Source organism: Nocardia yunnanensis, assembly GCF_003626895.1.
Classification (GTDB): Bacteria; Actinomycetota; Actinomycetes; order Mycobacteriales; family Mycobacteriaceae; genus Nocardia; species Nocardia yunnanensis.
Map to the genome: position 1 here is coordinate 3,284,240 of NZ_CP032568.1, position 13,767 is coordinate 3,298,006.

The 13,767-nt window shown below is 69.7% G+C and carries 12 protein-coding genes; 6 read left to right on the top strand and 6 right to left on the bottom strand.

Annotation, left to right across the window (positions count from 1 at the left end; all coding sequences use genetic code 11):
- Positions 1-4: 4 nt before the first annotated feature.
- Entirely contained in the window at positions 5-1,537 is a 1,533-nt protein-coding gene (locus tag D7D52_RS15200; protein ID WP_222932894.1) for a flavin-containing monooxygenase, read from the top strand.
- On the opposite strand, the gene D7D52_RS15205 is transcribed toward D7D52_RS15200, so the two are convergent.
- Both D7D52_RS15205 and D7D52_RS15210 read right to left on the bottom strand, forming a co-directional pair.
- Entirely contained in the window at positions 1,505-2,275 is a 771-nt protein-coding gene (locus D7D52_RS15205; RefSeq protein ID WP_120737042.1) for an SWIM zinc finger family protein, read from the bottom strand. The genes D7D52_RS15200 and D7D52_RS15205 overlap by 33 nt on opposite strands.
- Positions 2,272-5,082, bottom strand: a complete 2,811-nt coding sequence (locus tag D7D52_RS15210; protein ID WP_120737044.1) for a DEAD/DEAH box helicase — start codon at positions 5,080-5,082, stop codon at positions 2,272-2,274. Before D7D52_RS15210 ends, D7D52_RS15205 begins: the two co-directional genes overlap by 4 nt.
- 485 nt (positions 5,083-5,567) lie before the next feature.
- Between D7D52_RS15210 and D7D52_RS15215 the strand changes: the two genes are divergently transcribed.
- Both D7D52_RS15215 and D7D52_RS15220 read left to right on the top strand, forming a co-directional pair.
- Positions 5,568-5,930 carry a hypothetical protein gene (locus D7D52_RS15215; RefSeq protein WP_120737047.1) on the top strand — a complete coding sequence of 121 codons (363 nt, stop codon included), beginning with the start codon at positions 5,568-5,570 and terminating at the stop codon, positions 5,928-5,930.
- A 70-nt stretch (positions 5,931-6,000) separates the two neighbouring features.
- Complete coding sequence (locus D7D52_RS15220; protein WP_425464633.1) at positions 6,001-6,708, top strand: HNH endonuclease family protein; 708 nt, start codon at positions 6,001-6,003, stop codon at positions 6,706-6,708.
- Positions 6,709-6,771: 63 nt separating this feature from the next.
- On the opposite strand, the gene D7D52_RS15225 is transcribed toward D7D52_RS15220, so the two are convergent.
- From D7D52_RS15225 to D7D52_RS15235, 3 genes are all read right to left on the bottom strand, one after another.
- Positions 6,772-7,650 (bottom strand): sulfurtransferase, encoded by an 879-nt coding sequence (locus D7D52_RS15225; protein ID WP_120737049.1) that lies wholly within the window; start codon positions 7,648-7,650, stop codon positions 6,772-6,774.
- Between the two features lie 19 nt (positions 7,651-7,669).
- Positions 7,670-8,878, bottom strand: coding sequence for a benzoate/H(+) symporter BenE family transporter (locus tag D7D52_RS15230; protein WP_120737050.1), 1,209 nt, complete (start codon positions 8,876-8,878; stop codon positions 7,670-7,672).
- Positions 8,879-8,954: 76 nt separating this feature from the next.
- On the bottom strand, positions 8,955-9,479 hold the full coding sequence (locus tag D7D52_RS15235; RefSeq protein WP_120737053.1) for an Lrp/AsnC family transcriptional regulator: 525 nt from the start codon (positions 9,477-9,479) through the stop codon (positions 8,955-8,957).
- 180 nt (positions 9,480-9,659) lie between these two features.
- On the opposite strand from D7D52_RS15235, the gene pdhA reads away from it, so the two are divergent.
- Genes pdhA through D7D52_RS15250 form a run of 3 tightly spaced genes read left to right on the top strand, consistent with a single transcriptional unit; the run spans position 9,660 to position 13,177 of the window.
- The gene (gene pdhA, locus D7D52_RS15240; protein WP_120737055.1) at positions 9,660-10,739 is read left to right on the top strand and encodes a pyruvate dehydrogenase (acetyl-transferring) E1 component subunit alpha; all 1,080 of its coding nucleotides are present in this window, start codon (positions 9,660-9,662) and stop codon (positions 10,737-10,739) included.
- Positions 10,736-11,719, top strand: a complete 984-nt coding sequence (locus D7D52_RS15245) for an alpha-ketoacid dehydrogenase subunit beta (RefSeq protein ID WP_120737057.1) — start codon at positions 10,736-10,738, stop codon at positions 11,717-11,719. The genes pdhA and D7D52_RS15245 overlap by 4 nt, the downstream gene beginning before the upstream one ends.
- A 24-nt stretch (positions 11,720-11,743) precedes the next feature.
- On the top strand, positions 11,744-13,177 hold the full coding sequence (locus D7D52_RS15250; RefSeq protein WP_120737059.1) for a dihydrolipoamide acetyltransferase family protein: 1,434 nt from the start codon (positions 11,744-11,746) through the stop codon (positions 13,175-13,177).
- 4 nt (positions 13,178-13,181) lie between these two features.
- Here D7D52_RS15250 and D7D52_RS15255 read toward each other — a convergent pair whose 3' ends face one another.
- Positions 13,182-13,628 carry an acyl-CoA thioesterase gene (locus D7D52_RS15255; protein ID WP_120737061.1) on the bottom strand — a complete coding sequence of 149 codons (447 nt, stop codon included), beginning with the start codon at positions 13,626-13,628 and terminating at the stop codon, positions 13,182-13,184.
- Between the last annotated feature and the right edge of the window lie 139 nt (positions 13,629-13,767).

A 13,767-nucleotide genomic window follows, 5' to 3' on the forward strand; every position in this document is an offset into this window, starting at 1 on the left:
CACTGTGGTGGACCATGAGATCGTCATTGTGGGAGCGGGTTTCTCGGGGATCGGGACGGCGATCGCCTTGCGGCGGGCCGGGTTCGACGACTTCCTCATGATCGACGAGGCCGACGGCGTGGGCGGGACGTGGCATTGGAACACCTATCCCGGTATCGCCGTGGACATTCCGTCGTTCAGCTACCAGTACTCGTTCGAGCAGCAGCGGTCCTGGTCGCGCGTGTACGCGCCGGGCCGGGAGCTCAAGGCGTATGCCGAGCACTGTGTGCGCAAGTACGGGCTGCGGCCGCGCATCCGGTTCGGCGCCACCGTCGATCGCGCCGACTTCGACGACGCCCTGCATCTGTGGCGGGTGCGCACCGGCGCGGGGGACGAGATCACCTGCCGGTATCTCATCGGCGCGACCGGCGTGCTGACCCGGCCCAAACTGCCGGACATTCCCGGCGCGGAACGCTTCCGCGGCCAGATCATGCACACCGCCCGCTGGGATCACGGGGTCGACCTGCGTGGCAAGCGGGTGGGCATCATCGGCACCGGAGCCTCCGCGATCCAGATCATTCCGGAGATCGCCCCGCAGGTGGCGCAGCTCGTGGTCTTCCAGCGCACCCCGATCTGGTGCCTGCCGCGCCCCGACGCGCCCGTGCCGCCCGCGGTGCGCGGCCTGATGCGGCTGCCGGGCGGGCAGTCGGTGACCCGCTGGCTGAGTCAGGCGTTCGTGGAACTCACCTTCCCGCTGTCCGCGCACTATTACAAGGTGCTGCCGGTGGTGAAGGTCGGTGAGCGACAGGGCCTCGCGCATCTGCGAAACCAGGTGCGGGATCCGGAGATTCGCGCGAAGCTGACGCCGAAGTACGCCCTCGGTTGCAAGCGCCCCTCGTTCTCCAACGATTACCTGAAAACCTTCAACCACGAGAACGTCACTCTCGAAACCGATCCCATCACCGAGATCACCGCCAGCGGGCTGCGCAGCACCGGCCGCCACCATCAGGTCGATGTGCTGATCATGGCCACCGGCTTCAAGGTCATGGAGTCCGGCAATATGCCGACCTTCGACCTGCACGGCAGCGGCGGCACCCGGCTCGAGGACTGGTGGGACACCCACCGCCTGCAAGCCTACGAGGGCGTCAGCGTCCCGGGCTTCCCCAACTTCTTCACCATCATCGGGCCCTACGGCTACAACGGCGCCTCGTATTTCACGCTGATCGAGATGCAGACCACCCATATTCTGCGACTGCTGCGCAATGCGCGCCGCAAGGCCGCCACCCGCATCGAGGTCACCGCGGCGGCCAATGACCGCTATTTTCGGGAGATGCTGAATCGCCGTGGGACACAGGTGTTCTGGCAGGACAGCTGCGCGCTGGCCAACTCCTACTATTTCGACAAGAACGGCGATGTCCCGCTGCGCGCCATGAGTACTCCTGAAGCCGCTTGGCGCGCAGCACATTTCGATCTGCGCGACTACACCTTCGAATCGACGCGGAGTCGTACGGCGAATGCCGATCGCTCACTGGTCGAGGGAACGGTAGAGGGCGCGTAGCTGTCGCAGGCCCGCGGCCACGGACTGTTCGTCCTCGGCGGTCATGCGCAGCGCCTGACGCAGCAGGACGGCGTCGAGATCGTCCGGGGCCGGGTGGAATTCGGGTTTCGGCAGGCTCGGGAATTCGACGTCATTGCCGTAGAGGTCGGTGGTCTCGGCGGGTGCGGCTTCCCGCTGCACGCTGCCGATGAGGTCGTCGAGTTCGATGCCGCGCAAGGTGAGCAGGGTGTTGGGGTGCTCGTCGAGACGTTCGGCGATGACGTAGCAGACGGCGGCCACATGTTTGCACGGCCAGCCGGAATCGGGGCAGCTGCACGAGAAATCCAGTTCCCGCACGGTCGTGGGCAGCAGCAGCGGACCCAGCGCCTTGGGCAGGTTGCCGGCCGCGATCTCGCCGAGCATGCCCGGTGTGGAGCGCACCTGCGCCACCAGTTCGTCCAGCCGTTCGTCGCGCAGTTGCCGCAGGGTGAACACCGACACGAACGGGCGGGGCTGGCTGCCCTGCACCTCCGCGCTCACGATGCCGGGCTCGAGGCGATAGTTCACCACCTGCCCGGTGCGGGCGTAGGAGCGGCCGCGAGCCAGCCGACCTTGATCGGCGACCTGTTCGACCGCCTCCAGAAACGCTCGCCCCCACCAGGTTCGGGCGAACGCCGTCCCGCGCTGGCTGCGGGCGCGCACGCCGCCGCGCACCGGGCGGCGCTCCCCGAATTCGCTGAAATCGATGTGGACGTTCATTCGCCGACCGCCTCCGCGCCCAGGGCGAACAGCTCGCGCAGTTCGGCGTCGCCCAGTTCGGTGATCCAGTTCTCGCCGGTGCCGACGGTCAGATCCGCCAGCTGGCTCTTGCCCTTCAGCATGTCGTCCACCCGCTCCTCGATGGTGTCGACGCAGACCAGCTTGCGCACCTGCACATCGCGGCGCTGGCCGATGCGGTAGGCGCGGTCGGTGGCCTGGTTCTCGACCGCCGGATTCCACCAGCGGTCCAGATGCACCACATGATTGGCGGCGGTGAGGTTGAGGCCGGTGCCACCGGCCTTGAGCGACAACAGCATCAGCGGCGGGCCGTCCTCGGCCTGGAAGCCGGTGACCATATCGTCGCGGCGCTGCTTGGCGACGCCGCCGTGCAGGAACGGCACCTCGGTGCCGAAACGCTCGGACAGGAAGGGCGCCACCAGATTTCCGAACTCGGCGAACTGGGTGAACAGCAGGGCGCGCTCGCCGTCGGCGATGACAGACTCCAGAATGTCCTCGACCAGCGCGAGCTTGCCGGAACGGTGGTGACCGCGGCGCAGCACCGCCGAACCGTCGCCGAGGAAGTGCGCGGGATGGTTGCACACCTGCTTGAGGCGGGTCAGCGCGGCCAGCACCGCGCCCTTGCGCTCCATGCCCTTGGCGGCCTTCAGTTTGGCCGACATATCGTCCAGCACCGCCTGATACAGCGCCGCCTGCTCCACGGTGAGGTTGGCGCGGACGGTCATCTCGATCTTCTCGGGCAGATCGGAGATGACGGCCGGATCGGTCTTGACGCGCCGCAGCACGAACGGCGAGGTGATGGCGCGCAGCCGGGTGACGGCGTTCTCGTCGTGTTCGCGTTCGATCGGCACCGCGAAGCGGGCGTGGAATTCCGACGCCTTGCCGAGCAGTTTCGGATTGGCGAAATCCAGGATCGAACGCAGCTCCTCCAGGCGATTCTCCACGGGGGTTCCGGTGAGCGCCAAGCGATGTCGCGCGGGCACCAGCCGGGCCGCGCGCGCCTGGCGGGTGCCCGCGTTCTTGATGTGCTGCGCCTCGTCCAGCGCCACGCGCTGCCAGTGCTGCCGCTTCAGGTCCTCGACATCGCGGGCCAGCAGGGCGTAGGTGGTGATCACCAGATCCGAATCCGCCACCGCCGCATCGAATCCCGGGCCGGAGCGACGTCCGGCACCGTGGTGCACCAGCACCCGCAGGTCCGGGGCGAACCGTTCGGCCTCGCGCTGCCAGTTGCCGACCACCGACATCGGGCACACCAGCAGCGTCGGGCCGATCTCGGCCGAATCGCCTGCGGCGGCGGCCTTCTCGCGTTCGTGCAACAGCAGCGCCAGCACCTGCACCGTCTTGCCCAGACCCATGTCGTCGGCGAGGATCGCGCCGCAGCCCAGCCGGCTCATGGTCGCCAGCCAGGCCAGTCCGCGCTGCTGGTACGGCCGCAGCTGCGCCTTCAGGCCGAGCGGATCGGGGACGGGCTCGGTGCTGCGCTCACCGTCGAAAAGCTCTGCGGCCCAACCGGTCGCGCTGACCTCCTCCAGCGGGACACCGATCACCGGGTGGGCGGACAGTTCGGCGAACAGGCCGCCGATGGTGGTCTCGGTCTCGTCGGTGCGGCCCGAGACGTAATCGGCCGCGGCGGCCAGCATCCGGTGATCGGCCTGCACCCATTCCCCGCGCAGCCGCACCAGATCCGATTTCGCGTCCACCAGCCGGGACATCTCGGCGGGGGTGAGGACGGTGTCGCCCAGCGCCAGCTCCCAGCGGAAGGACACCAAACCCTTGAGTCCCACGGCGGTTTCGGTGGCGGCCGGGCTCTGCACCTTCAGCTTCATGGCCGGGGCCGCGATGCGCCAGGCGCGCGGCAGCATGAGGCGCACGCCGGTCGAGCGCAGCGCGTTGGCGCCGTGCGCCACCAGATCCATCACCACCTCGGTGGGCAGGAACAGATCCATGCTGCGCACATCCCCCGGCAGGTCCCGCAGCCGCGGGTACGCCTGCTTGGCCGCCGCCAGTTTCTCCCCCGCGATCCGCATCAGGTGGGGATCGCCCGGCAGCAGAACAGGTTGCGGCGCTTCACCTTCGGTGCGCAGGCACACCTCCAGCCGCCACAGCTCCCCCGGCTCGTCGCCGTCGGGTTCCAGCAGCCGCAACACCAATTCCGGTTCGTCCGCCGTCAGGCTGGTCCGCCAGTCCTCCAGCACCGCCGCCACCCGATGCGAACCCGACTCCAGCGGCGTGCCCGCGAGCAACGCGCTCAGCAACGGATGCGACCCCGCCTCCTCCCCCGCCGACACCCGCATCCGCGCGATCGGATCGGTGAGCTCCGCGACCACGTTCTCCAACAGCTCCGCCGGCCGCCCCGCCACCTGCAATGCCGCCGGCATGGCCACCGCCAACTCCGCCAACCAAGCCCGCTGCCGCTGCCCGCCCAGCAACCGCCACCGCACCCACCACTCCCCCTCGTCCCGCCACACCTCCGGCACGATCCGCCCCGCCCGCACCCACCGATCCACCCCCCGCGCCACCACCCCCAAAAACCGCAGATCCCCCGCCACCTCCCCCCTCGGCAACTCCTGCAACAACACCCCAGCCGCCCCCTCCGGCGCCAACGCATGCCCCCGCACCCGCACCCGCTCCGCCCCCTCCCCCAAAACCTCCACCCGATGCCGCCACTTCGCCCCCCGCACAATCCCCCCCAACGGCTCCGGCACACCCCCCACACCGCTGCCCGCCCCCTCCCCCGAGTCGTGCCACAGCACCAACCCAGACCCCGGCGACCACAATCCGTGCAGCATCCGCCCATCCAACCAGCCCACCCCGACAACTCCGAGCTACGCCCACGAGCCGCGGGCCTGACCCCTGCGAACGCCTCACGAATGCGGGCGCGGACTCCTGCGCCCGCCTCGGGGGTGCGGGGCCCGAGCCCTGCGAACGCTTCGGGGGTGCGGGGCCCGAGCCCTGCGAACGCTTCGGGGGTGCGGGGGCGGAGCCCCTGCGAACGCTTCGGGGTGCGGGGGCGGAGCCCCCGCGAATGCTCCTGGGGGTTCGGGGGCGAAGCCCCTGAGAGCCCCGAGAGTTGGGACCACCCCTCCCCTTTATTTCTGTCGGGATACGGCACATACTGGATAAATCCGCAGGTCACCGCGTAAGTCGGTGTCGGCTGTGTCCAGAGCACAACGTAGTCGTGCCCGGAAGGCGGCCGTGCGGCGCGCACCCGACAATCCATCCGCGACTCAATCCGGAGCCGTGGCATTTTCGAGACCGTAGGGAGGCCGTGCAGATGACGATTCTGCTCCAAGTGCTCGAGCAGAGCTTCACGCCCACCACTCCGTGGGAACGGCGCAAATTCACCTTCGTGGACACCACCAAGATCGTGGGGATGCGCCTGGACGGACAGTCCGGGGTCTGGCTGGACCTGTCGCGGCCCGGCGAGTCACAGCGCCTCGCCCGCACCGCCGACCCGCGTGACTCCATCAGCTTCCTGCTCACCGTCTTCGCCAAGATCGCCGAATGCGAGGAGCGGGGCGGCTCGTGGGTCGTCGGCCATGACGGCGCACACGTGGATTCCATTGCGGCAACCCGGTTCCCGCCGCAACTGACGGAAACCGCGGCCGATGACATCCTGGCGCACGCCTGGTTGTAAACGCTTTTGAGGGGGTGCGAAGTTCGCATCCCGGCCCGGTCCGGCGGACCGGGCCGCTATACGTAATGGCGTGTGGCACAAGGGCACAACATTCCCGCTCACGCTGTTCGGCGCCGTCGTCGTCCTGCTCGCGGTCTTGGGGTGCGAGTCCCTCGGGCAGGTGACACCGGCGCCGGGCAGTCCCACCCGCGCCCAGCTCGAACGGTTGCTGGCCGGGGTGCCGACCGTGCCCAAACGCCCCAGGCCGGGCGGGTACGAGCGCGGATGCGGCTCCGGTCAGGGCTGTGTCTTCGGTCCCGCCTGGACCGATGATCACGATGGGCCGGGCGGGCATGACGGCTGCGACAGCCGCAATACCGTGCTGGCCCGCCAGCTGGGCCGAGTGCGGCGGCGGCCGGGCGACGAGTGCGTCGTGGTCGCCGGGGAGCTGAACGATCCCTATACCGGGCGGCGCATCGGCTTCGACCGGGCCGACGCCAAGGCGGTGCAGATCGATCACGTGTACCCGCTGGCCGCCGCCTGGGATATGGGCGCGTCCGCCTGGCCGCGACCGCTGCGTGTCCGCTTCGCCAACGATGTCGAGTACAACCTGCTCGCCGTCGACGGAAAGACCAACGAGGACAAAGGTGATCGCACGCCCGGCGACTGGCTGCCACCGGCCCGCGCCACCCGCTGTTTCTATGCGGGCAAGTATTTGACGGCGGCCGGCCATTACGGACTACCCGTCACAGCCGCTGACCGGACCGCCCTCGAACGCGTGGCCCGCGATTGCCCGTAATGCGTGACATGGCCGTTTCCAGCAATCTGTCCAGCCCCCAGGACAGAAAGTCGGGACCGCCGCTCAGGCCGGTTCGGTTCCCGTGGCGGCGGGACGCTTCGGGTCGTTGGACCACTGCGACCAGGAGCCCGGGTAGAGCGCGGCGTCGATGCCCGCCACGGCCAGCGCCGCCACCTGATGCGCCGCCGTCACGCCCGACCCGCAGTAGGCGGCGACCGGTCCGGACCCCAATTCCGTGAAACGGGAACGCAATTCGGCCGCGGACTTGAAATGCCCCTCGGCGGTGAGGTTTTCGGTGGTGGGCGCGCTCACCGCGCCGGGGATGTGGCCGGCGCGCGGGTCGATCGGTTCCACCTCGCCGCGGTAGCGCTCGCCCGCGCGGGCATCCAGCAGCAGGCCCGTCCAGCCGGCCGCGCCGTCGGCGTCGATGGTCGGCATATTGCCGGGGGTGAGCACCACGGTGCCCGGCTGCGGATCGGGTTCGTCGCCGGAAGCCAGTTTGCCCCCGGCCTTTTCCCAGGCGGGCAGGCCGCCGTCGAGGATGCGGACATCGGCGACCCCGCCCCAGCGCAGCAGCCACCAGGCGCGCGCCGCGGCCATCCCGCCGGTGGCGTCGTAGACGATCACGGTGTCGCCGTCGGACAGACCCCAGCTGCGCGCGCACTTCTGCAGGTGCGCGAGCTCCGGCAGCGGGTGGCGGCCCTTGGCGGCCGACGGCGGCGCGGCCAGTTCGGTTTCCAGGTCGACGAAGACGGCGCCGGGGATGTGCCCGTCCACATAGTGCTGCGGCCCATCCGGATCCCCGAGCGCCCAACGTACATCCAGCAACCGGACCCGGTTCCCGCCCGCGCCGAGCAATTCCTGAAGTTCCGCCACCGAGATCAGCACCGCGCTCAAGCCCACTCCTCTTCGCCGAATCACCGCATCATGACGCCGAACCATCCCACCCTAGCGCGCGGTTTCACCCCTGGGCCGGGGGCAGCAGCCAGCGCACCACCAGCCCGGCGGCCAGTGCCCAGAAGGCCGCGCCGATCCCCAGCAGGCCGATGCCCGAGGCCGCGACCAGGAAGGTGAGCGCGGCGGCCACCCGGTGCGCGGCCGGGGTGAGGGCGGCGGTCAGCGCACCGGCGAGCGTGGCGACGAGGGCAAGTCCGGCAACGGTTTCCAGCACGCCCCGGGGCGCGGCGGCCACCAGCACGACCAGCGCGCCGGACGCCAGCGCGAGCACCAGGTAGGCGCAGCCCGCCGTGCACGCGGCGATCCAGCGCCGCTTCGGATCCGGATGCGCGGACGGGGCCGCCGACAGCGCGGCGCTGATGGCCGCCAGGTTGATGGCGTGCCCGCCCGCGAAAGCGCCCAGCACGGTGCCGATTCCGGTGACGGCCATGGCGGCCCGCCACGGCACCCGATAGTCGAAGGTCTTCATGACGGCGGTGCCGGGAATGTTCTGCGCGGCCATCGTCACGATGTAGAGCGGCACCGCGACGCCGATCATGGCCTGCCAACTCCAGTGCGGCACAGTCCATTCCACGCGCGGCACCAGACCCGCCGCATCGATGCGGCGATGCGTCACCGCGATGTCGATGCCCGCGCCGGCCGCCGCCACCGCGAAGGCGGCCAGCACCGACCAGCGCGGCGCGAAACGCTGTAGCACCAGCCAGGTGACGATGACCGGGACCACCACGGCCGGACTCACCGGCAGCGCCTTCACCGGGGCCAGGCACAGCGGCAGCAGCACCCCGGCCAGCATGGCCTGGGCGATCTCGACCGGGATGGCGGCGATCAGCGCGCCGAGGCGCTGCCAGAATCCGGTGAGCACGATGAGCGCCCCAGCTACCACGAACGCGCCCACCGCCGCGGGCCAGCCGCCGGCGACCGCACCGGTACTGGCCAGCAGGGCCGCACCCGGGGTGGACCAGGCCAGTGTGAGCGGCATCCGGTAGCGGCGGCTCAGCACGATCATGCCGATCGCCTGGGTGACGCAGACCGCCAGCAATCCCGAGGCCGCCTGCGCGGGCGTCGCGCCCACGGCGGTCAGGCCGGTCAGCACCACCGCGAAGGAACTGGTGAATCCGACCAGGGCGGTGACGATTCCGGCTCCGATCGGCTGCCCGATTCCCGCGGCGGGCGGGCTCTCGGCCTCCGGGGTGCCGGTGACGCTGGTGCTCATCGGGTCATCGTCGCGGTCCAGTCGCCTCGAGGTCAGCGGCCAATCCGCCGAAACTGGACTGAAATTCGACCCGCCGTCACGACCGGTCGGGTTCCGGGGACGGCCGGGTCGCTCCGGTGGTCAGGCGATCCAGCAGCGGCGCCACGCGCGGGCCCACCAGCTGCTGCATGATCAGGGCCATCTCGGTGCGCTCCACGCCCGGCACCTTCAGGATGCGACCGGTCAAGCGGTACAGGTCCTCCGCGTCGGTGGCGACCACCCGCACGCTCAGATCGGTCGGGCCGCTCACCCCGCACACCTCGGTGACCTCCGGGATCTCGGCCAGTTCGGCCACCACCGAATCGAGCCGATGCTGATCGACGACCACCGCCACGAAGGCCGCCAGCGGATAGCCCAGCGCGCGCGGATCCACCCGGCGCTCGAAGCTGGCGAGCACCCCCGCCGCCTCCCATCGAGCCAGCCTGGCCTGCACGGTATTGCGGGAGAGGCCCAGGCGCGCGGCCAGTTCGACACCGGTGGCGCGGGGATTGGCCACCAATTCCAGCAACAGCCGGGCATCGGTGGCGTCCAGCGGGGCGGACAGGGGCTCCCTGCTGCTCATGGGGATCAGTATGACACCCGCAACCGGCCCTCGATCGAGCATTCTGCACAGTTCGGCGCGCCTTACTTGCGCAGATCGTCAGCGAGAGGATGCTGTGTGGTACAGGACACACACCCGTCGCCCGCGGGACACAATCCCCACGGCGACCCCGGTGACACCCGGTGTCAGGAGGCGATACCCATGCCCGAGAAGAACACCTATCCGGTGCAGCTCCTACAGCCTGACGGCCGCCGCGTCTGGGATCGCGTGCACACCCCGCTGATCGCCGATGTGGACGCGGATCGGTTGCGCGCCATGTATTCCGACATGGTCGTGGCGCGGCGCATCGACACCGAGGCCACCGCCCTGCAACGCCAGGGTCAACTGGGCCTGTGGCCTCCGCTACTGGGTCAGGAGGCCGCCCAGATCGGTTCGGCCCACGCCCTGCACGCCGACGACTACGTGTTCTGCAGCTACCGAGAGGCGGGCGTCGCGCACTGCCGCGGCGTGCCGCCCGAGGATCTGACCCGGCTCTGGCGCGGAGTCGCGCATTCCTGCTGGGACGCCGACGCGGTGAAGATGACCAATCCCGCGATCGTGGTGGGGGCGCAGGGGCTGCACGCCACCGGCTACGCCTACGCCGCGCATCTCGAGGGCGCGGAGATCGCGACCATCGCCTACTTCGGCGACGGCGCGACCAGTCAGGGCGATATCGCCGAGGCGCTCGGCTTCGCGGCGAGCTGGTCGGCGCCGGTGGTGTTCTTCTGCCAGAACAATCAGTGGGCCATCAGCGCGCCGGTGCGGGTGCAGTCCGCCACCCCGATCGCGCGCCGCGCCCTCGGCTACGGCATTCCCGGCGTCCAGGTCGACGGCAACGACGTGCTCGCGGTGCTGGCGGTGACGAGGCAGGCGCTGCAGCACGCGCGAGCCGGCGCGGGGCCGAGTTTCATCGAGGCCATCACCTACCGCATGGGCCCGCACACCACCGCCGACGATCCCACCCGCTACCGCACCGACGCCGAACTCGAGCTCTGGCGCGGCCGCGACCCGATCGACCGGTTACGCCGGCTGCTGGAACGGGAACGACTGTGGGACAGCGCTTTCGAGCACGACGTGGACGAGCGGGCGGCGGCCGTCGCGGCCCGCCTGCGCGCGGCCACCCTCACGATGCCCGATCCGCAACCGACCGAGCTCTTCGACCACGTGTACGCCACCCCGCACCGGCTGATCGCGGAGGAAAGCCGCGAGTACGCCGCCTATCTGGAGGGAGCCGGGCGATGAAGACCACGTTCGCGGGAGCCATCAACCACGGCCTGCGCCGCGCGCTCGAGGACGATCCGAAGGTCGTGCTCATGGGTGAGGACATCGGTCGGCTGGGCGGCGTTTTCCGGGTCACCGACACGCTGCAGAAGGATTTCGGCAACCACCGCGTCATCGACACCCCGCTGGCCGAATCCGGGATCGTGGGAACGGCTTTCGGAATGGCGTTGCGGGGATTGCGGCCGGTGTGCGAGATCCAGTTCGACGGATTCGTTTATCCGGCATTCGACCAGATTGTCTCGCAAGTCGCGAAAATCCATTTCCGGACGCGGGGAAAGGTCATCGCGCCCATCACCATTCGCATTCCGTTCGGCGGCGGGATCGGGTCGGTGGAGCATCATTCGGAATCACCGGAGGCGTATTTCGCGCACACCGCGGGGTTGCGGGTGGTGTCGCCGAGCAATCCGGGCGACGCGTATCTGATGATCCGCCAGGACATCGCCCTGGACGATCCGGTGATCTTCTTCGAACCGAAACGGCGGTACTGGGACAAGAGCGAGGTGGACTTCGAGCGGCTCGACCGCGACGGCGGATTGGCTCTGGACCAGGCACGAGTGTGCGCCAGCGGTGCGGACGCCACGATCGTCGCCTACGGCGGCACGGTGGCGACCGCGCTGACCGCGGCCGATATCGCGGCGTCGGAAGGGCATTCGCTGGAGGTGATCGATCTGCGCAGCCTCTCGCCGATCGATTTCGACACCATCGAGGCGTCGGTGCGGAAAACCGGGCGGCTGGTCATCGTGCACGAGGCGCCCGTATTCGCCGGGCTGGGAGCGGAAATCGCGGCGCGCATCACCGAACGCTGCTTCTACCAATTGGAATCGCCGGTATTGCGCGTCGGTGGCTTCGACATCCCCTATCCCCCGGCTAAGCTCGAACGGCACCACCTGCCCGACCCCGATCGCATTCTCGCCGCGGTCGATCGCACGCTCGCCGCTTGACCGTCACGCCACGGAGGAAGCCCGGTGGAAGATCAGCAACAGGTCCAGGAATTCCGTTTGCCCGATCTCGGTGAGGGATTGGCGGATGCGGAATTGGTCGCATGGGCGGTCGCGGTGGGCGACACGGTCGCATTGAATCAGACCCTCTGCGAAGTCGAGACGGCCAAGGCGCAGGTGACGCTGCCCAGCCCGTACGCGGGCACGGTGCTGGAACTGCTGGCGCAGCCCGGCGAGACGGTGCCTGTGGGTGCGCCGCTGATCCGGGTCGCCTCCGCCGCACCGGCTTCCAGCACGGAAGCGGCCGCCACCGCCAACACGGCCGAGGGCAGCGAAACCGCCAGTGGCGAAGCGAGCGCCGAGCGGCAATCGGTGCTGGTCGGTTACGGCCCCGATCGCGAGCCGGTGTCCCGGCGGGCCCGGGCGGCGGCCGCGAAAACGGCCGACGCACCGGCGAATTCCGGCCGTGCCATGGGGTCGGACGGCGCGGAGGGACTCGGGAATTCCGCACCGGCGGGCCGTCCCTCGGCCACCCCGGCCGCGCGAAAACTGGCGCGCGAGATCGGTATCGACCTCGCCGCGGTGATCGGCACCGGGCCGCTGGGCGCGGTCACGGTGGAGGATCTGAACGGGATACGCCCGGAATCGCTTGCCGGAGGGCATATTCCGATCCACACCCCACCGCCCGCCACGTCCGTCGCACACCCGGCCCCGGCGGTGCCGCCCCTGCACGCGACCGGGCCGCGCACCACCCCGGCCGAACGCGAGACCCGCACGCCCATCGCGGGGATCCGCAAGCGCACGGCGGCGGCCATGGTGGCCAGCGCCCAGCACATTCCGCAGGCCAGCGCCTTCGTGACCGCGGATTTCACCGCGTCCATGGAATTGCTGGAGCATCTGCGGTCCACGCCCAGCTTCACCGGGCTCACGCTCACCCCGCTGGCACTGGTCGCGCGGGCCACGCTCGCGGCGCTGACCGAGTTCCCGGAGCTCAATTCCTGCTGGGACGAGGAGAATCAGCAGATCGTCACCAAGCACTATGTGAACCTCGGCATCGCGGTCGCGACCGAGCGCGGGCTGCTGGTGCCGAATCTCAAAGAGGCGCAAGGGTTCACGCTGCGCGATCTGTGCCTGGAGATCGCGGGGGTCGCGGGCAAGGCGCGCGGCGGCACGGCCACCCCGGCCGACCTGACCGGCGGCACCATCACCCTCACCAATGTAGGCGTGTTCGGCGTGGATTACGGTGTGCCGCTGGTGAATCCGGGCGAGGCCGCGATCCTGTGCCTGGGCTCCATCCGCAAACGCCCGTGGGTGCACCGCGACGAGCTGGCCGTGCGCTGGGTGACCAGCCTCGGGTTGAGCTTCGACCACCGCATGATCGACGGGGAGCAGGGCGCGCGGTTCCTGGCCAGTGTGGCCGCGCTGCTGGAGGATCCGCTGACCCTGCTCGGCCGCGTCTAGCGCGTCACCCCTCGGCGGCGGCGGCGGTCACCACGAGCGGTTCGGCCGCCGCCCGGATGACGGACGGAATCGGCACCGGCTTGCGCGTCACCTCGTCCACGTAGACGTGCACGAAGGTGCCGGTAGCGGCCAGCGTCAGGCGGTCGCCCTCGTCACGGAAGATCGCCAACTCGTAGCTGATGCTGGAGTTGCCGAGCCTGGCCACCCGGATACCCACCTTGAGCAGGTCCGGAAAACTCAGCGAATCCAGGAACTTGCAGGAGGTCTCCGCGACGATCCCGATCGCGGGTAGGTCCCGGATATCGGTGCCGGAGGCGTGAATGAGGAAGGCGTTCACAGCCGTATCGAAGTACGAGTAGTACGTCACGTTGTTGACGTGCCCGTAGTGGTCGTTGTCCGCCCACCGCGTAGGCACCGGCCACAGCACCGGATAGTTCAGCTGCTCTGTCATTGGCCCTCCGCTTCGCTCCGGGCGGGTTCGCGGCCCCGAAGTCTCGATTCTTCCCTCCCGCCGCTCCTCCGCTTCGCTCCCCCGCTCCAAGGCGGAGGTCTATCAAGCCGCAGTCCAGAATCGAGAGGGCCGCGAACCT